Source organism: Fibrobacter sp. UBA4297, from assembly GCF_002394865.1.
Taxonomy (GTDB): Bacteria; Fibrobacterota; Fibrobacteria; order Fibrobacterales; family Fibrobacteraceae; genus Fibrobacter.
In genome coordinates, this window is the sequence record NZ_DGUZ01000017.1 from 135,977 (window position 1) to 155,490 (window position 19,514).

Here is a 19,514-nt window from a genome sequence, read left to right on the forward strand (position 1 = left end):
ACCGAGGCGAAGCGATTTGCACTACGAAGTAGTGCAAAGACTGGCAAATCGGGTGTCGCAGAAAAGCAAAAAAGGCCGCGATTAATCGCGGTCTTTTTGATGGTGCATAGCGCGTAATTACTTGACAGATGCGGTCAGCAGCTTTGTAATCGCAGCCACATATTCTGCCGGGTTCGGGAGCGGAGAACCTTCGGCAAGCAGAGCCTGACCGTAGAGGGCCTTCGGCCAGTCACCCAAATCTTCCTTCGCTTCGACCTTCTTCTTGAGCATTTCGCAAATCGGGTGTGTCGGGTTGATTTCCAGAATGCGCTTGCTCTTCGGCAAGTTCTTCTGGCCCATAGCCTTCATCATACGTTCCATCTGGGCGCTCATCGCATCTTCGCTTGTCACGAGGCAGCAAGGGCTATCCTTGAGGCGGCTAGAAACGCGGACTTCCTTGATGTCTTCGTCCAAGACTTTCTGCAGGTTTTCGCAGAGACCCTTGAAAATGCCCTTGTTTTCTTCTTCGGCCTTCTTTTCTTCTTCGGTCTTTTCGAAGTCCACATCGCCACGGGAAATGTCGTGGAACTTCTTGTCGCCGAATTCCGTGAGGCTAGACATCATGAATTCATCGATGCCGTCGCTCATGAGCAACACTTCGTAGCCCTTGGCCTTGAATGCTTCAAGCATCGGGTTCGACTTAATGGCGTTCTTGTCGCCCACGAGGTAGTAGATTTCCTTCTGGCCTTCCGGCATGCGCTTCACGTATTCGTCGAGGCTGACGAGAGCGTCGCCTTCCGTCTTGGTGCTTTCGAAACGGAGCAACATCTTGAGCTCGTCAAGATGTTCCCAGTTCATGTAGAAGCCTTCCTTCAAGACCATGCCGAGTTCACGCCACCAGGCGTTGTACTTCGCGGCATCCTTGTCGGCCATGTTCTGCAAAGCGTCGAGCACCTTCTTGATTACGTGCTTACGAATGTTGGTGATGATCTTGTTGTTTTGCAAGATTTCACGGGACACGTTCAACGGCAAGTCTTCGCTATCGACCACGCCGCGCACAAAGCGGAGCCAAGGCGGCAGCAAGTCCTTGCAGTCGTCCATGATAAAGACTTTCTTCACATAGAGCTTCAGACCGTGTAGTGCGTCGTTGTGCCAAATGTTGAACGGGGCCTTCGACGGAATGTACACGAGGCTCCAGAATTCCTGGGAACCTTCGGCGTGGCTGTGGCTCCAGGCGGCCGGTTCGTCGGCTTCGTGGCTGATGACGTTGTAGAAGTCCTTGTACTGTTCTTCGGTGACTTCCTTTTCGCTCTGGCGCCACAAAGCGGTCTTTTCGTTCAAACGTTCTTCGGGCTTTTCTTCAAGTTCGCCCTTGTCGTTTTTCTTTGCCTCCGGGTGGAAATAAATACCATAGCTCACAAAGCCGCTATACTTTTGGACGATGTCCTTGATCTTCCATTCGCTGGCGAAATCTTCGGCGTCTTCGTCATCCTTCAGGTACAAAGTAATCTTGGTACCCACCTTGTCGCGCGGGGCTTCAGAAATTTCGAATTCGCCCGTGCCTTCGGAAGACCACAGGTAACCCTGAGTTTCGCCGGCCTTCAAGGTCAACACTTCGACCTTCTTTGCGACCATGAACACGGAGTAGAAGCCCACACCAAACTGGCCAATCAAATCGACGCTACCCTTGTCGCCTTCCTTCAAATTCTTGATAAAGTTCTTGGTGCCGCTACGAGCAATCGTGCCCAAGCAGTTGATCAAGTCTTCCTTGTTCATGCCGATACCGTTGTCTTCGACAACGAGGCGCTTGCCTTCCTTGTTCACCGAAATATCGATGCGCAACTGAGTGCCCACCGGGAGGAGGCTGGAGTTCGAAAGCGAGAGGAAACGACGCTTGTCGAGTGCATCTGCTGCGTTAGAAACCAATTCGCGGAGGAAAATTTCCTTGTTGCTGTAAAGAGAATTGATCATCAAGTTCAGCATGTCGCGAACTTCGGTCTGGAACTCCATCTTTTCTGTTGCCATTTTAATCTCCTGTTAAATTTTTAAGCAATCCCGCAATTTTAATGTTTCAAATTGAAACTAAAGGGCGGTTTTGTTTTGTTTCCGCGCTAGTATATGCAAGAACCGTGCCAATTTGGATGAGAGACTAGAGACGAAAGACGAGAGAATGGGTCTGCGAAGGCCCGTTATTATAAAGATGATTATTATGAATAGGATAATGAGGGGGAGGTGTCCCTCTCGCTTCTGCCGCCTGCGGCATACGCTACCCCTACTGCGGGTCTCAGACGCCGACCCTCAACGCCTGGCTTATCGTTTTGACAACGTTCAAAAAGAGCCCCTATAAGACTCAAATAAATTTGAGCCCCCAAGGCATCCCGTCCCCTCCCAAAATCCGTTGAAGATGGAACAACAGGGATAAACGATTGTGCATTTTGTTTTTGGAGAGTTTTTTACGTACTTAAGTCTTGCAAAATAGCCTATTAGTACGTAAATTCACGACCAGTTTTACTACCTCACAGAACCTTTTGCAGATTTAGCATCGCATTTACGTACTTTTCACCTTTTAAAAAGGCTTCTAGCACGTAAATTTCAAATTTCAATCTTAAGAATTTTTGAGTAACATAAAATTTTACGTACAATACAGTCGATAAACCGCCATTTGGTACGTAACATACAAATTAAGCATTTCCACATTACGTACTAATGCTCCACAAAATACACATCAAGTACGTAAAATCGTTCTGAAACAAGCTTTCCGTTTTACCTCAGCTCAAAAAGAGCTTCTATAAGACTTTGTGGTCATCTATGGTTGCGTTGATGAAACTTGCCATGGAGTATTGACTTTCCTTGTGAAAAATGGTATATTAATGGTGCTTGAAAGTTTTAGGGCTGCAACTCAATTAAAACTGGAAAGGGGACGGTTCTCTTGCAGGAGGCCGTCCTCGACCATTTTAGAGTTTTGTGAATATTGGAACCCCGCTTAGCTTGTAATCTTTTTTATTTGTTTTATCTCAGCTCAAAAAGAGTCCCTATAAGACAAATGAACGGCATGGTCGTTCATGACCTCGATTAGAGCGTCAAATTTGTGGTCATCTATGGTTGCGTTGATGAAACTTGCCATGGGGTATTGACTTTCCTTGTGAAAAATGGTATATTATGGATGATGAACGTTGTGATGGCCATAACCAAATGATCAACTGGATTCTGTCGGGGCTTTATGGAGCCTACAGGCTAGCGGCACATTGTGCTTGGCCATCCTGAAAAGGGGTGGCTTTTTTAGTTTTACCTCAGCTCAAAAAGAGTCCCTATAAGACCTACTTTTGAATATACCTTATTTTATGAGTCTTTGTAAGCTCTTGTAATCCTATAGTTGACAAAATAAACGATTTTGCTAACGGTTGATTGCAAAATTTGCAAAGTTTCACTTTTTGAGAAATCGCTGTTGTAGATTAGAACCTCCAAACGTAACGGAGCTATAACAATGAATCAATTTATTTCTGAAACTTTGAAAGGAAAAACCTACATCGACCCGAGAACCGATACGGGTTTCAAAAAACTGTTTGCAAGCAAGGATGCTATCAAGGATTTTGTTGATGGAATCTTGCAGTTGAAGGGTGATGACCAAATCAAGAATTTGAATTATTCGTTTGAACATACGTTACGGTTTATGATTCCTGAAGAACGTAAGGTCATCTTGGATGCGTTTGCGACTACGGGTTCTAAGCGCTTCCTTAATATTGAAATGCAGAAGGCTGATCACAGTTTCTTTATTGACCGCACTATACTGTACAAAGCGTTCCTAATTATTAAAGGCAAACATGAAATGGAAAAATCGGAAGAATTTAAAATGCTCACAAAAGAAGAGAAGGAATATAAGCGTTATGAAGTTCCAGAAACAATTTCCATTTGGATTTGCGACTTTGAATTGCCTCACCGTATGGATGGTTACATCGATGAATGGGCTATTTATAGCAAGGAAATGCTGAATAGCGGAACCGTCGAGACGATATTCCCTAAAAATAAGTATATTATTGTATATCTGCCGAAGTTTAATAAAACCGTAGACGAGGTAAAAGATCCTGTTGACGCTTGGCTCTATGTGCTCAAGCACGCGCATGAGGGCGACCCACTCCCTGACTTTGGAAACGAAGTTGTCAACGAAGCCTTGAACCGCATCAAAATCGAGAATTTGGACAAAACCACTCTGACCGAACTGGAGCGAGAAATGATTGCAAAAGAAGAAATTGAATGCCGTTTGGCTGGTGCCAAGATTGAGACTCGATTTGAAATGGTCGATGCTATGCTTGCTAACCCCAAATTAACCGATGAGGATATTTCGGCAATTTCAAAAATTTCTCTGGACGAAATCAAAAAGCGTCGCGCTCAGCACTAGTGTCGCGACAAGAATGGCGATTGCCTAAAAATCTCTAAAACGAAAAGAGCCCGTTCACAATTGAGTGAACGGGCGTCTTGCATATAAAGTCTATTTCAAGAAAATCAATCCCAAAATACCCACTGCCCAGACGTACCAGGCGAAGTGCTGGAACTTGCCTTTCTGGACAAAGTTCATGAGCCACTTGAGGGCGATGATTCCAAAGATAAATGCGACAATCATGCCGACCAAGAGTTCCGGGGTGAATCCGCCGGCATCAACGCACTTCAAAGCCTTTTCCGGGTTGAGGAGCGCTTTTTCCGGAGTCATAGTCTGGCACTTGATCCACTTGATGCAATCGAGGAGTGCTGCACCGCCAACGGCCGGAATGCTCATGAGGAAGCTGAATTCGCCGGCGTACTTGCGGTTCACGCCCATGAACATCATAGCGCTGATGGTCGAACCGCTGCGGCTGATGCCCGGAATGCAAGCGATGCCCTGCACGGTGCCGGTCACGAGAGCTCGCCACCAATTCATCTTGATGCCTTCGTTATCCGGGTGCTTGGCGCCGGTCGGGCCCCACTGCGATGTGAAAAGCAAAAGACCGGTGAAAAGTTCTGCAACGCAGACGGCGCGCGGATTTTCGAACAGGCTTTCGAGTGCGTCCTTGAAACCGAGGCCGATGAGTGCTGTCGGGATGCTAGCGAGAATGATGTAGCCCGCTTCGCGGAGCTGGTCGCGGTCACGGCGGAGGCATCCGACGATGATGTCCGTAATCTTCTTGTGGAACACCACGAAGATGGAAAGCAGCGTGCCTGCGTGGAGCATGATGTCGAAGAACATGCCTGCTTCGTTCATGCCTAAAAGTTCGTGCCCGAGCACTAAATGGCCGGAGCTGGAGATGGGGAGGAATTCGGCGAGGCCCTGCAACAGGCCGAGAATGATAGATTCGAACATAGTAAGGTAAATGTAGCAAAAGAGTGGTTAGTAAACAGTGGTTGGTAAACAGGGATGCGGGAATCAAGATGTTTTCGTTTGTAATTCCTAACCACTAACCACTAGCCACTAACCACTATTAGCTATATTCCATTGCATGTCTCGCAAGTTTCTCCTTTGTTTTCATGATTTTAGCGTCTGGAATTACCAGAAAGTGACACCGATTCTTGAAGAGCTCAAGGAATTGGTCGGAGGGCCTTTTAGCTTACTCGTGATTCCCGATACGGAAAATGCTTCGGACGACGCTGTTGCTGATTTCCGTGCGACTCTCGCAAAGCTCAAGTCCGAAGGCTTTGAACTTGCTCTGCATGGCTTTAAGCACAAGGCGGAATTCAGCCAGGGCCGCAGTTACGCAGGGCTTGTGGGCATGAACCTCACGGGAGGCGAGGCTGAATTTGCAGGCCTTTCCGAGTACGAATCGAGCCGCCTTTTGCAAGCGGCCCTAGAATCCTGGAAAAAGCTGTTTGCTGATGAAAACGGAAATGCGGATGCGCCAATTGCGTTTGTTCCGCCGACATGGTTTAGCAACAAGTTTTTATCGGGGCAAGTCCGTGTGGAAAAAATGTTGTACGAAGACCGCTTCTCGCTGACGACTGCCGAAGGTATCCGCTATGCGTCACCGGTGGCGAGCTTTGCCGGGATTCCGAAGATTGCAGAAAAGGCAGCCATTGCTTATGCTGCCTTTATCATGAAACTACCAGTGGGTTTGCCTCGTCTTGCTGTCCATCCTGTGGATTTTCCTCGACTGCGAGATGTTGTTCGTGATACAATCCGCGTAGCGCTAAACAACAGACGAAAGTTGGTCCACTATAGCGAGTTGTAAATTATAAAGTGTTCGCTAATTTGCATCGTTGCACTCGCTGATGTACTGTTGCTCAATCTTGTTAAAATCGGTTTGAGTATAGGATTCTTTGCTAGTGGTGATGAGCTTGTTGCCCATGCAGTAAACGTTTTCGTAATCGTCGTTTTCGTTAGACTCTCTGCAGCTTTGTTCTGAAAAGTCTTGACCTGCGATAAACGTTTGGACTAATTTGCCATTTATTAAATCGATTATGATTTTAACCGGAACTCCCTGCTGGACTGTTTCGAGTGTGAGCGGTTTTTGAGATGTTACTTCGCAACTCTCGATTTTTGCATTAGAACTGCTGTCGCCACAGGCTACAAATCCCATTGCTGCGATGGTTACCGCAATCGGCATTAATTTTAGAAAATGCATGAAGTCTCCTTTGAAATAAGTTTATATTGAATGTACAAAATTGTATTCAACAAAAACATTAAAACCCGGGAACGTCAAATTCTTTTTTCGTCTTGCGTTTGGAATCGTCGGTGATTTCGATGGTAATCGTTTCGCCTGCATCGGGGAGGGCATCGCCAAGCAAAATTATTTCTCGCGGTTCGGAATCGTATTCTGCGGCAATCCATTTGTTCTTGTACTTGACGCTGATGGCGTTCCCGTCCGGGATGCCTGCGTATCTGGAGTAAAGCGGAATCTTTAGAGAGGATTGGTACATGCCAGCGACAAGCGTTTCTGCCCAGTAGGGGAAGCCGAGAGAAAAGCCGTCTTCGTCGGTGATGTTGGCGAGGTCTCTAAGTTCATTTGTTGTTGCACAACGATTCTTTCCGCCTGTCTGCTTTTCAAAATAGAACCAGCGGCGGGTTGTTTCTCCAAGCCAGTAAAGCGGGGCTGAGTTGTCGTCGTTTTCGATGCACACGTTCCACTTGCCGTAGAACTGCAATCCCTTCGGATGGAATTCGTAAAAGTCGACACTATCCGTTTGATTGCGCGTGACGGCGAGGACGCGCTGTGATGTGTCGCCAACAACCGGAATGCCCGAAATCTTCTGCGATATTTTCACATTGCCGACTTTGGTGTACCAGTTGATGCTTGTCTTGTACTTGCCGTAAGGATAAATTGAAATTAGTTCGTTCACGCTGCGGCCGGTGCCAGTTGCAGAAGCATCTGCGCTGTAGTTGATGAATCTCGTTTCGGGGAATGTCTCAACAATTTTCCCGATGGGGAGCGGCTTGTTGTGGTCGAAAATTTTGCAGAGATCGCTATTGATTGTTTCCTTGTCCTTATTCAGAGCAGTGAATTTGTAACCGGATTCGCAGCGGTAAATGTCGAGCATGCTCTTGCTCAAGAACGTGTAAAGCGGGGTGTTCTGATTTTGTATGAGAACGAGTTTGCCGTTATCCTTGCAAGATTGGTGAAAATTGAATTCGCGACGGACTATGTGTCCGCTAAAGTCTTCAATTTCGAGTCTGTAAGTGGAAACCGGTCCGAGTTTCGCGTTGATGTAGTGCCAGTCGCCGGCGGTGTCCGCTTCTTCTGCCCAAAGGAGCTCGTTGCGGATGTCGAGCATCTTTTTGTAGCTGAGTGTGTCCATGACTTTGCTGTAAATCTTGTCATCGTAACGCCACAGTTCTAGACGGCGGATAGCCATCGGATTTTCCTTGGGTTCGCGGCTGTAATCTGCAATTTTTATCGCCATGGACAAGTTAAATTCGTTCTTGACGGGCGTTTCGACACAGCCGTTGCGGAGCGCTTCATCTGTTGTGAGGGCTAGTTCATTGCCTTGCCATACGGCGACTCCAAAAATCTGTGGTGCTATGGTGTCGAGGCACTTGACGCCGAGCTGGCATGGCGAGGTAATGTCGTCTTTGTTCAGGCGGACTTCGAGATGCAAGTGCGGATTGCCGATTCCGGTACTCCCGGCGAATGTGAGTGTGTCACCCTTGCGGAATCTGATGTTTGGCTTGATGGAAATGTCGTTACTCTTGGTGGCGTACTGCTTTTGCTTAATCTGGTCTTCTATGGCTTGGGGAAAACTGCTTTGGTGTGCGAAAACCCAGGTCTTTCCGCTGTTGCCCTCAAAGAACATAACTTTGCCGTAGCCGAAAGGGGAGGTCTTGATTTCTTTGACGAAGCCGTTTTCGGGGGCAAAAATGGGCCAACCTTCTTCCATTTGTGTGGAGTAGTCGATGCCAGCGTGGTAACGTGTGCCACGGTTTTCGCCGAAAGACGATGTCAGGTAGGCGTCGCGGTTGAACGGATCGTATTTAAAAGGTTCAACGTACGATTCCGAAATCAATTCGGCAGGTGGGGCGTTTCTTTCGGAAAAGTCCGTGTTGTCGAGTTTTGCACCTCGTTGGACGGCGATGCAGTCCTCATAAGCAAACGCGTCCATCTTGGATGCGTCGCAGACGGTGCTTGCGTTATCGGCGAAGCAGAGCGCTCCGGCGGAGAGTAAGAGTGACGAAATTTTTATAAGCCTGACCATAGTGTTGAATAAAATACAAAAATATTATTTTATAATAACGGATGTTGTCGGAAAAGTATTGCAATTTCCCTATAGTTATCGTGGGAGTTGTTTGTTTTGTAAACAGGACAAATAAATTGTTGCAAAAAAGAAAAGACCCGCTTTTTAGCGAGTCTTTCTAGTGGAGCTAAGGAGAGTCGAACTCCTGACCTCCTGCATGCCATGCAGGCGCTCTACCAACTGAGCTATAACCCCGAGGACGCGCACAAATATAGAATGAATTGTTGTACGTGTCAAGGGTGAATGTCGAAAAAAATGAATTTTTTTCTAGGTATCAGGTTACAGGAGTTAGGGGTTAGGAAAAGTATCACGCGCTTCGCGCGTCTATAATGCGCGGCTATGCCGCGATTATTATCCTATAACCTAACACCTAATACCTATTGCCTAATTAAGCCTTCTCAATCGTGATGCTTTCGATAATCACGTCGTCGTACGGGCGGTCCATACGATCGGTCTGCACACCGGCGATTTTGTCGAGCACTTCGAAGCCTTCGTAAAGCTGGCCGAATACGGAGTAGCCGTCAGCAGGTCCCGTGCCGCACTGGTCGTGGTCCAAGAAGTGCACATTGTTGCCGTGGACGATGAAGAACTGGCTGCCGATGGAGTGCGGCATGGAAGTCTTTGCCCAGCTGAGAGCGCCACGGACATGGGTGAGACGGCTGTCGTACTTGTCGCCGATGGTAGAACCCGGACCCTTTGCTGCGTGGCCGCCGGTGCCGTTTCTACGGGTGAAGTCACCGCCCTGTATCATGAAGTCCTTGATGATGCGGTGGAACGGAGCGCCGTCGTACTTGCCCTGTTTTGCAAGTTCAATGAAGTTTGTTGCACATTCGCCGACGAGTTCTTCGAAAAGGCGGAGTTTCATGGTACCATGGTTGGTTTTCATGATGGCGATGGTTTCGCCTGCCTGCGGTTTGTCTAACTGATTAAATTCCATTTTGGCTCCATGAGTTAATGGTTTCGTTATGAAAATAGTTTTTAAAGCACGGCACTAAGCGTCGCGTTTTTGCATACATATATACAAATATCGCGAGATGATTTGAACGCTGTTTGTCGGTTTTTCTCCAAAAAAGCTAGATTATTAAAAAGAGTATTAAGGTTATAGGTATCAGGTGGTTCGACAAGCTCACCAACCTTGTAGAGATCCCAGAGCCGATGCACTGAGTTTATCGAAGCGTTGCCGAAGGGTCGAATTAAACTGCGTTTTTTACCTAAAACCTAACCACAAACCACTTTTGATTAATAACTACTGACTAACGACTAATAACTAACGACTGTTTTATGAACGATAACTGCAAAAAAGTAAGCGAGCTTCTTACGGCGCAGACGATGGAATTTGCGCTGGACGAAATGGCGGCGAAGATTGCGAAGATGCATCCGTCCGCCGACAACATGATTGTACTCGGCATGGCTAGCCGCGGAATTCCGCTCGCCAAAAAGCTCACCGAGCGTCTTTCCCAGAAATTTGGCAAGCCCATTGAAATGGGTAGCCTCGATGCCACGTATTACCGTGACGACTTCCATTACCGCAAGAAGGTGGCGACCGAAATGCGCTTTACCGAAATGCCTGCTTCTGTGGAAGGCAAGACGGTCATTCTCGTGGATGACGTGCTCTACACGGGCCGTTCGGCTTTGGCTGCCATGCGCTCCATCTTGGACCTTGGCCGTCCGGCGGCGATTCGCCTTTGCGTGCTTGTGGACCGCGGTCACCGTGAACTCCCGATTGCTCCGGATTGTGTGGGCCTTACGGTCGAAACCGCTAGGAACCAGGAAGTCCGCGTGGCGATAGAACCTATTGATAAAGAAAATTCCGTTTATCTCGTAGAAGTGGAGGCGTAAAGTGAGCGCTTTGGAAATTAAACACCTGTTTGGACTTCGTGGAGTGTCCAAGCATGATATCCGTCTGATTCTGGACCATGCAAAACAGTTCCGCGAAATTCTCGAACGCCCGGTCAAGAAGGTGCCGAGCCTCCGGGGCATGACGGTCGTGAACTTGTTCTTCGAGAACAGCACCCGTACGCGCACAAGCTTTGAACTTGCCGAAAAGCGCCTCTCTGCCGATACGGTGAACTTCGCAAGCTCGAATTCCAGCGTCAAGAAGGGCGAAACGCTCGTCGATACGCTTAGGAACATCGAAGCCATGAAGATTGACATCGTGGTCGTCCGTCACAAGGGGACGGGCGTGCCGAAGTTCCTTGCCGATAACAGCAATGCCATTATCGTGAATGCTGGCGACGGTGCCCATGAACATCCGACGCAGGCTCTCCTCGACATGCTGACGATCGAAGAAAAGCTCGGAACGCTCGAAGGTAAGAATGTCACGATTATTGGCGATATCCGCCATAGCCGCGTGGCCCGCAGTAACCTCTGGGGCATGTCCACGATGGGCGCTCACGTGACGCTCTGCGGACCTTCGACGCTTGTGCCGCGCAATACAGACCTCATGAACCATGTGACATGGGAACCGGATGTGAAGAAGGCTGTTGCAAATGCCGACGCTATCATTGCTCTCCGCTTGCAGAAAGAACGCATGGACGATGCTCTCCTCCCGAGCATGCGCGAATATCGCAATACGTTCGGCATCACGGAAGAACTCCTCGAATGCGCTAAGGACAAGGTCATCATCATGCACCCGGGGCCAATCAACCGCGGCGTGGAACTCGATTCCGACATCGCCGATGGCGAACATTCTGTAATTCTTGATCAGGTGACCAACGGTGTCGCCGTCCGTATGGCCGTTCTCTTCCTTTTGGCTGGAGGTCGCAACAATGAAAATGCGTAAACCTAGTAAAAGTCGTCTTGTGAATGTCGTTCTGAAAAATGCAAAGTTCTGGAACGGCAAGTCTTTTGAACTTCAGAACGAAGTTCGCCTGAACGCTTGCGAAAATGCCGAAACGGTTGAATTTGACTGCAACGGTGCGCTTGTGATGCCGGCCCTCTTTGGCCTTGGTATTGACTTTATGGAACCGCTCCGCGATGACGTCTACACGTTTGCTGATGGCTTTGATGCTTTGCGCAAGGGCGGTTTCTACGGTGGCCTTTACGAAAGTGCCGCAAACCCGATTGACGATGCCGACAAGTACACTGCAATGGTGAACCGCTTCAAGTCCGAAGAACGCGGCGAAGATGCTTTCGATATCAAGTTCCTCGGCGCTTACAGCAAGGGTTTTGGCTCGGATAGCTTGGCCGAAATGGTCGAACTTGCCGAAGCTGGTGTCGCAGGCTTTGGCGACGGTAACGGCGTGATTCCGCATTCCCGTTTCCTCCGCCTCGCCATGGAATATGGCAAGATGACGGGCAAGCGCTTCTTCTTCCAGCCGATGGACAAGACGCTCCGCCACAGTGGTTGCGTTCACGAAGGTGCCTACTCCGACATGCTCGGCATGAAGGGCATTCCTCGCATTGCCGAAACGATTGCCGCCTATACAGTTCTTGAAACGGCTCGATTCCTCCAGGTGCCGGTGCACTTCAAGCAGGTCACTTGTGGTGAAACTCTTGAACTCGTCCGTAACGCCCGCAAGAACGGTATCGATGTCACTTGCGATGTGAATTTGTACCACTTGCTCTTGGACGATTCCTGCCTCGAAACGCTCGATTCCGCATACCACATTTTGCCGCCGATTCGTTCGGCTGCAGACCGCGAAGCCTTGTGGCAGGGCGTTGTCGATGGAACCGTCAATGCGATTAGCGTGAATCACACGCCGGTGCTTCGTCAGGATACGGTCGTGAACTTCGAAGATTCCGTGCCGGGCGCACTTTCCTTGGAAGTCGCACTCCCTGCTATTTGGAACAAGTTAGTCGCCAAGGTGGGTGAGGCTCGTGCTATTGAACTTCTCTCGACTGCTCCAGCTCGTTTGGCTGGTGCCGAATCCGCTCACGAAAGCGTAGTTGTGTTCTCTCCGGATAATCCGCACAAGGTTGTCGAAAGCGACTTCGCTGGTCACGTCTGCAATTCGCCTCTCACGGGCAAGGAATTGCCGTCTTCCATCCTCGCAAGCTACATTAACGGGGTCTGGACGGAGTTGTAGTGGGGGCTGATGACTAGCGTGCTTCAAGAAGTCTGGAATTTTTTCCAGTCTTACATTCTTCCGGTTCTTCCGTTTGTAGCGCTTGTGCTGATTGAAGTGCAGCTCATGTACAAACGTCGCGAAAATGAAGTGATGTTTGGTACAGATGCGTTCAACGAGAAGATTAAGGCGTTTGATTTTACGCCCAAGGAAGTGCGCACTCTGGAAAAGCTCGTGCGTTCCTCCAAGTTCGAGAACAAGGACGCCGTGTTGAATTCTTCGGGACTTTTTGAAGCCGCTGTCTCTGAATTTTATCGCATCCGTAATGTGTTTTCGGTCCGTGACGAAACGCTTGACGCTATCGCGGGCTTGAGAAACAAGATGAATTTTACGGGCTCCAATCCATTGACGATGGTCTGCTCGACAAGGCAGTTCAATGTCGGCGATAAAGTGGATCTGGAATTTGAAAGCGGACAAGTTTTCAGGCGAGTGCCTATCCTAGAGCGCTCGGAAAAAACTTGGAGCGTGCAAATCGAGGGCTTGCATTCGTTGGCCAAAGCGATTCAAGGATCTCTTGTGCTCATTCGTTGGACTCGCATGAACGATGCTGTCTATTCTAAAAAGTTAACGGTGTTTTCTGCGACTTCAGATAAAGTTGTTTTTACCCACAGTGACCAGCTTGACAAGGAACAGTTGCGTAAATGGGTCCGTGAGGTGGTCAATCTCCCGGTGACGGCAAAGTTCCCGGACGGCAGGGTGCACTCGGGGATTCTTTATGACCTTTCTGCTGGCGGTATTCTGCTTGGACTTGCCGAAGAGTGCTGGCCTGACCAGCAGATTTCCATTTCCTTTGAACTTCCGTCATTTGGTGTTCAGAATGTGGATGTCAAGATTTTGAACAATTTGGGGCATCGAAATCCGAGTTTCCCAATGTTCAATTCCATTTCTGCGGTGTTCACCGGGGAATACGCATGGACCCAGGAACGTGTCCTCCAGTACATTTTTGAGGTCACTCGCAAAACAAAGTTGAGAAAAAACGAGGTAAATGGCGTAACTACTTAGATTTATGTGTTTTTGTAGTGATTTTTCGCTTGACATTCGATGTTTATGAAAGTAAAATTTACATAGTATTGTTACCTATCGGAGTTTATTTTGGCTTTAGGGTTGATTGCTAGAATTCGTGGAGAGCGCGAAACTGTTGGCATAGATGTTGGCCACTACAGCATCAAGTACGTTAAGGTCTTTCATGATGCTAACGGTAAAAGGATTGTGCGCGAAGTGGATTTGGAACCTGTTCCCGCAGGCTCTATCATTAATGGTGTTATCCAAAGGCGCGATTCCGAAGATGTGTCTACGGAAAAGGGCGCCAAGAAGGAGAAAGACGGCTTCGACAAATTGAGCGAAGCTTTCTCCAAGTTGATGCTCCGTCACCAGCTAGACGAAAATGTGGATGTCGTTGCCTCGGTAAATTGCGGTGCCGGTGAAGGTGGAGTCCTTGTGGATCGCCTCTCCATCAAGGTCCCGAAAAACGGCAACGAAGAAGCGATTATTGTTCAGACTGCTCAGTCCCGTCCGCCGTTCGACGACCAGGATAACGTTCTGGACTATGAGGTCGTTTCCCGCGAGGGCGACGAAGTCAAGGTGAACGTAGTTGCCGCAAAGAACTCCATGCTTGAATCCTGGTCGCAGTTCTTTATTCGCAAGGGCATTAAGCTCTCGGCTCTGGATGTCGATATTTTTGGGCTTCTGAATTCATTTGTTGCAACCGCATCCGATGAGGAACTCAAGAAGACGACCGCCATTTTTAATATTGGCGAATCCAAGATGAGTGTTGGCTTTATCCAGGATGGTAAGTTCCATTCTGTTAGATCCATGAATGGCGGTTCGCTGAATCTTATTATTAACAAGCTCTCTTCTAGTCTAAATATTCCTGCCGAAAAATGTCATGAAATATTTGAAAAACAGGACTTGAAGGTTGTGGATGACGTGGCTATTTCTGTTATTGAAGACGCCATGAAAGTCGCTTTTGAAGAGCTTATGTCGCAGATTACGTTTGGTATGCGCTACTTCTCTTCTGCCGAGGATTCCCGTCCGCTCGAAAGAATCCTGATAGGTGGTGGTGGTGCCTCTGTTCCTGAACTTGTGCAGTACATTAAGGAAAAGACTGGAATTGAGACGGATACTGTGAACCCATTCCGCTCTGTGGAATGCGATTCTAACGTGGTCGAACAGGCTAGTGCTATCGCTCTGTCTAACATTTACGCCCCGGCTTTGGGACTTGCAATGAGGAAGTTCTAATGGCTACGAAGAAGAATAAAGGTGCCAATAAGGCGCTTGCGATTACAATCAACCTTTTGCCGGGTGAACACCGTAAACAGCAAAAGGATTTGACTTGGCTTACCGACCGACGTGTTGTTTGGCCGACCGTGTTTTTCATCCTTGCTGTTTTTGTGGTTTTGTTTGTATACGCTTATACGATTGAAGAAGTCTCTAGCAAGACCGCAGAACTGGAGTCAGTACGCTCCGCTGTCGAACGTGAACGTCCGTTGCTCAGGAAAATCAGTGAACTTGAAAAGCACCAGTCTATTATCAATACCAAGATTAATGCGCTCAAGTCTATCCAGATTAGCAAAAAACGTTGGGTAGTCCTGTTCGAAAACATTTCTTCGGTGCTGCCTCCGAACATGTGGCTCATGAGTGTGTCGCAAGTAAGCGAATTCAACCTCGAAATGAAGGGCACGACGTTCGATTTTTCCGAAGTGGCTGAGTATATGGTCAAGCTCGAAAAGCAGATGAGTGTAGAAAAGGTTTCGCTTGTGTCGATTTCGACAACGAAGGTCGATGGCGACGAAGCTTACAGTTTTACACTCAAGGTCGAACTCAAGCGCGATCTTGGAGAGGAGGGTTGATATGGGCAACCTTAATATTGACTTTAAAGACAAGAAGAACGTATACTGTATCGCTGTTATAGTCATTATTTGCTTGATGATCTATGCTGGCTATACGTATATTTGGGAACCGTTCGAAGTTGAATATGGCAATCTTGAATCCCAGCGAGAATCGGCACAGAAAGAACTCGACAAGATTAATTCCAAGAAGCATCGCGTGGCCGAACTCGAAATGCAGCTTGCGCAGGCCGAAAAGGATTTCCAGAAGCTGAAGGAAATGTTCCCGGAAGAAGAAAAGGTGCCCATGCGCTTGCAGGACCTCTATTCTGTGCTCCGCAGTTCCGGCGTGCAGATTCAGAAGTTCAATCCGGAAGGCCGTTCCGAAAGGGAACATTACATTGAAAACCGCTATTCTATTGCGGTCAATTCCGGTTATCACATGCTCGGATACCTGTTTGCTGAAATCGCAAACTTCAACTATCCGACGGCTATTACGAACTTGAAGCTTTCTCGCTATTCGGGTATCGCAGCCGAAGTGCAGAAAGCTGAAACTCACGGTTGGACGCCGATTACTATGTCGGTGAATTTCAACTTGACCACTTATACATCCAAGAAGGTTGGCAAATAATGAAATGCAAGTTCCTTCTTATGCTTTTATCGAGTGCCGTGGCCATGCAGGCTGCAATGATCAAGGATGTTCGCTTTGATTGCTCGAAGAATTGCCAGATGGTCTTCCAGTTTGCCTCTGACAAGAATTTACCGACATTCTTCCAGAAATTTGATAACGCCTCGAAGACGCTGACGGTCGGTTTTTCCGGATCGGACTTTGCCCTTGGTGTTGGCAATTTCGATGTGGACCAGTCTTCGTCGTATGTGCGTTCCTTGAGTGTTTCTAAGGAGCAGTATCGCGGAATGGACTTCTTGATGATCCGTATGCCGGTGGGCGCCTCCGTCAATTCGGACAAGAATGCGATTGCCTTGGAAAAGTCAAGCTTCCTTTTGAAGTTTAACGGCAAGAATGGCAAGTCCTGGACGCTTTCGAAGCTCTTTGCAAGCAAAAAGGCGGCTGCTGAAAAGGCTCTTCGTGAAGAGGAAAAGCGCCTTGCTGCCGAACGCAAGGCTGCAGAGAAACAGGCCGCCCTTGACCGCAAGGCAGCAGAAAAGCAAGCCGCTCTCGAACGTAAGGCCGCCCGCGAAGAAGAAAAGCGCATGGCTGCCGAACGCAAGGCCGCAGAAAAGGCTGCCCGTGAAAATATAGCGCAGGCTGCGGCTCCGGCTGGTGCTTCTGCTTTGCTTCCGGGACTCAAGGAAATGACCGTCCTTATCGGCTCGGGCATGGAACAGTTCCGACTGGTTGCTAATTCTCGTTTGAGTATTGCCGATGTCTCGGACCCGAACGGATCCTTCTTGATTACTGTTAAGGCCCAGGGCCCGGAAAGGTCTCCGGTATTTAAAGTTGGTGCAGGTTCTTTGGTCAAATCTGTATTCTGGGATCCTAACGGACTCAATATCCAGCTCTCGGCTGGGGCAAAACCCGCCATATTGGTGCAGGAAGGCGCCTTGGTCTTGCAGACTTCTGAAAATGCGGTCCGTCGCGATGGGTTCGTTTTTTGGAGCGCCCGTCCGAGTGGTATTTATGTGCGCGACTGGATGAAGTCTCCGGATGCCGTTCCTGAATTTTCGGACTTCGTGAAGGTTTATGAGAAAGAAAGCAAAAAGGTCGTTTCCAGTACGCAGACATTCCATTTGCGTCCGGTTGTGCGTGAACTGATTGTCGTTGCCGATGAAACGGAATTCTATGCAGCTCCGAGCGAAAAGGCTCAGGTGATGCAGCGAGTGGTCTTTGGTGACCGCCTCGTGAACATGGACTTGACTGGCCTTTATCGCAAGGTCCAGGTGGGCAACAAGGTTGGTTATGTGAACCGCCGTGCCGTAAGCTTTACAGATGAACTATCTGCCGTGCAGATGGAACGCTTAAAGAAGGTGGACCAGGAACGCGGTGAAATGCTTACGCAGGGGATGAAACCTGCCGGAAGCGCTCTTGATGAACTTTACGAAGACCGTGTGACTTACAGTTCATTTGGCCGTCGTGACCCGTTTGTTGAAATCAAGGGCTTGGTCGAAGAAGGCATCAACATCGACCAGGTTGAATTGGTGGGTATCATTTGGGAAGCCGAGGAGCCGGTGGCTATCCTCGTCGAATCCAAGAATCCGGGCGTGTCTTATACGATTAAGGAAGGCGATAAGATCATGAACGGAAAAGTTCTTAAAATTACACAAACTGATGTGCTCTTCTTGATTCAGGAATTCGGGGTGAGCCGTCGCTACTCTATGGGTCTTCCCGATAAATTTGGGGGTCAAAAGTGAAAAAGCTGACTAAAATTCTGACGATTCTTATCATGGTGGCAAGCTTTGCTACCGCGTGGGCCGCACCTGCGGAGGGTTCTGTAGCCCCGAATAAGAAGCTATATGACTTCAACTTTGTCAATATGGACTACGAAGCCATTTTCCGCTCTGTGTCCGTGATTGCAGGCGTGGACATCTTGATTGCCCCTGATGTCAAGGGCAAGATCAGCTTGCGTGTGACCAAGAAGACATGGCAGGAAACTTTGGATATTATTTGTAACATGAATGACCTCACGTGGGTGATTCAGGACAAGTACATTTCCATCCAGCGCTTGAGCACTTACCAGGCCAAGCAGAAAAAGCTTGCCGACGAGGAAAATCAGGCAGAACAGAATGCACCGCTCGTCCGTAAGAACTTCCAGGTGCATCATGCTAAGGCTGATGAACTCGTGAAGGTTCTCGAAAGCATGAAGTCGAACCGTGGTAAGATTTCTGTCGTGGAACGCACGAACTCCATCATCGTTTACGATACAGAAAACAAGATAGAGCAGATGGGCAATGCGCTCACCGAACTTGATGTCGAAACGCTTCAGATTATGATTACGGCTAAGCTCGTGGTTGTGAACAGCGAACTTGCTCGTGAACTTGGAGTGGACTGGACTGCTGCGATGGGTTCTGCTACGCTTACGCCGGGCATGGCTACTGCAGCAACAGGTGCTACAGCTGGCTCTAGCCGAATCAGCGGCGTTATTCAGTCTTTCCCGAACGGAACGTCTCCGGCTGTGGGCAAGGCCAATACCGCCATTACGGCTAGCCTCCTCGACAATAATCTCCAGATTGCTATTTCGAACTTGATGGGTGATGCTTCTACGGAAGTGCTTGCTTCTCCGCAGGTTTCTACGCTTGACAACACCGAAGCTCAGGTGTTCATGGGTGACAAGGTCTCTATCCGCGTGATTGACGATAGCGGTGAATCTTCGACCAAGATGGTGGAAACGGGTATCAAGCTTACCGTGACTCCGCACGTTTCTGGTGACAACCGCATCTTGCTTGACCTCCATCCGGAAAACAACTCCTACGGCTATGACGAAAAGGGCGAAGTCGTGATTTCGACCCAGGAAGCAAAGACCAAGGTTGTCGTGGCTGACGGTGAAACTGTTGTGATTGGTGGTCTTACCCGTAACGAAAATACGGAAAGCGAAAGCGGCATCCCGTTCCTCAAGGACATTCCGCTGCTGGGCAACCTCTTCAAGTACACTCGCAAGTCCATCACAAAGAAGGACCTCGTGATTTTCGTGACGCCGCGTATTATCCGCAATTACGTCGGCAATGTAGAAATCTCTGAAAAGTCCGAAGAAACTTCTAGTGTTGCCGCTCCGGAACTCAAGCCGGTCGATGACAAGATTATGGAATCTCCGGTCGTGACGGGTGAAACCCCGGAAGCTCCGGTTCCGGAAAATTCCCACGACGATGGCTGGAATCAGTAATTAGAAAGTGCCGGACTTCGGTCCGGCTTTTTTGTATGCTCGCTCAATTCAGCACTAGTTTTATAAACGCGAAAACCCTGGCTTGGCCAGGGCTTTTTTCGTCTGTAGTCGCGAGC

Annotated in this window: 16 protein-coding genes and 1 tRNA gene; 11 read left to right on the forward strand and 6 right to left on the reverse strand. The window is 48.6% G+C overall.

All coding sequences use genetic code 11. The features are described from left to right. Positions 1-117: 117 nt before the first annotated feature. Positions 118-2,004, reverse strand: coding sequence for a molecular chaperone HtpG (htpG, locus tag B3A20_RS08835; RefSeq protein ID WP_290763698.1), 1,887 nt, complete (start codon positions 2,002-2,004; stop codon positions 118-120). Between the two features lie 1,459 nt (positions 2,005-3,463). Between htpG and B3A20_RS08840 the strand changes: the two genes are divergently transcribed. Beyond that, positions 3,464-4,375 carry a PD-(D/E)XK nuclease family transposase gene (locus tag B3A20_RS08840; protein ID WP_290763700.1) on the forward strand — a complete coding sequence of 304 codons (912 nt, stop codon included), beginning with the start codon at positions 3,464-3,466 and terminating at the stop codon, positions 4,373-4,375. A gap of 90 nt (positions 4,376-4,465) precedes the next feature. Here the strand turns inward: B3A20_RS08840 and B3A20_RS08845 are convergent, their stop codons facing one another. Next, complete coding sequence (locus B3A20_RS08845) at positions 4,466-5,311, reverse strand: undecaprenyl-diphosphate phosphatase (protein WP_290763702.1); 846 nt, start codon at positions 5,309-5,311, stop codon at positions 4,466-4,468. 136 nt (positions 5,312-5,447) lie between these two features. On the opposite strand from B3A20_RS08845, the gene B3A20_RS08850 reads away from it, so the two are divergent. Next, complete coding sequence (locus B3A20_RS08850) at positions 5,448-6,173, forward strand: polysaccharide deacetylase family protein (protein ID WP_290763704.1); 726 nt, start codon at positions 5,448-5,450, stop codon at positions 6,171-6,173. Between the two features lie 15 nt (positions 6,174-6,188). On the opposite strand, the gene B3A20_RS08855 is transcribed toward B3A20_RS08850, so the two are convergent. The 4 genes from B3A20_RS08855 to B3A20_RS08870 all read right to left on the reverse strand — a co-directional run bounded on the left by B3A20_RS08855 (position 6,189) and on the right by B3A20_RS08870 (position 9,607). Then, the gene (locus B3A20_RS08855; protein WP_290763706.1) at positions 6,189-6,566 is read right to left on the reverse strand and encodes a hypothetical protein; all 378 of its coding nucleotides are present in this window, start codon (positions 6,564-6,566) and stop codon (positions 6,189-6,191) included. A gap of 58 nt (positions 6,567-6,624) precedes the next feature. Continuing rightward, positions 6,625-8,631, reverse strand: a complete 2,007-nt coding sequence (locus B3A20_RS08860; protein ID WP_290763708.1) for a M23 family metallopeptidase — start codon at positions 8,629-8,631, stop codon at positions 6,625-6,627. A gap of 161 nt (positions 8,632-8,792) precedes the next feature. Then, a tRNA-Ala gene (locus B3A20_RS08865) sits at positions 8,793-8,865 on the reverse strand. 193 nt (positions 8,866-9,058) lie between these two features. Next, positions 9,059-9,607, reverse strand: coding sequence for a peptidylprolyl isomerase (locus B3A20_RS08870; protein ID WP_290763712.1), 549 nt, complete (start codon positions 9,605-9,607; stop codon positions 9,059-9,061). Positions 9,608-9,951: 344 nt separating this feature from the next. Here B3A20_RS08870 and pyrR point away from each other — a divergent pair, with 344 nt between their 5' ends. The 9 genes from pyrR (at position 9,952) to pilQ (ending at position 19,398) form a co-directional block, all read left to right on the forward strand. Then, entirely contained in the window at positions 9,952-10,509 is a 558-nt protein-coding gene (gene pyrR / locus B3A20_RS08875; RefSeq protein ID WP_073424570.1) for a bifunctional pyr operon transcriptional regulator/uracil phosphoribosyltransferase PyrR, read from the forward strand. A gap of 1 nt (position 10,510) precedes the next feature. Next, entirely contained in the window at positions 10,511-11,452 is a 942-nt protein-coding gene (locus B3A20_RS08880) for an aspartate carbamoyltransferase catalytic subunit (protein WP_012820097.1), read from the forward strand. Further along, the gene (locus B3A20_RS08885) at positions 11,439-12,698 is read left to right on the forward strand and encodes a dihydroorotase (protein WP_290763717.1); all 1,260 of its coding nucleotides are present in this window, start codon (positions 11,439-11,441) and stop codon (positions 12,696-12,698) included. The genes B3A20_RS08880 and B3A20_RS08885 overlap by 14 nt, the downstream gene beginning before the upstream one ends. A gap of 9 nt (positions 12,699-12,707) precedes the next feature. Beyond that, positions 12,708-13,739, forward strand: coding sequence for a PilZ domain-containing protein (locus tag B3A20_RS08890; RefSeq protein ID WP_290763720.1), 1,032 nt, complete (start codon positions 12,708-12,710; stop codon positions 13,737-13,739). 90 nt (positions 13,740-13,829) lie between these two features. Continuing rightward, positions 13,830-14,975, forward strand: coding sequence for a pilus assembly protein PilM (pilM, locus tag B3A20_RS08895; protein WP_290763722.1), 1,146 nt, complete (start codon positions 13,830-13,832; stop codon positions 14,973-14,975). Next, entirely contained in the window at positions 14,975-15,586 is a 612-nt protein-coding gene (locus B3A20_RS08900) for a PilN domain-containing protein (RefSeq protein ID WP_290763724.1), read from the forward strand. Before pilM ends, B3A20_RS08900 begins: the two co-directional genes overlap by 1 nt. A 1-nt stretch (position 15,587) precedes the next feature. Then, positions 15,588-16,193, forward strand: coding sequence for a type 4a pilus biogenesis protein PilO (locus tag B3A20_RS08905; protein WP_290763727.1), 606 nt, complete (start codon positions 15,588-15,590; stop codon positions 16,191-16,193). Continuing rightward, complete coding sequence (locus tag B3A20_RS08910) at positions 16,193-17,932, forward strand: hypothetical protein (RefSeq protein WP_290763729.1); 1,740 nt, start codon at positions 16,193-16,195, stop codon at positions 17,930-17,932. Before B3A20_RS08905 ends, B3A20_RS08910 begins: the two co-directional genes overlap by 1 nt. Next, entirely contained in the window at positions 17,929-19,398 is a 1,470-nt protein-coding gene (pilQ, locus tag B3A20_RS08915; RefSeq protein WP_290763731.1) for a type IV pilus secretin PilQ, read from the forward strand. Before B3A20_RS08910 ends, pilQ begins: the two co-directional genes overlap by 4 nt. Positions 19,399-19,514: the final 116 nt, after the last annotated feature.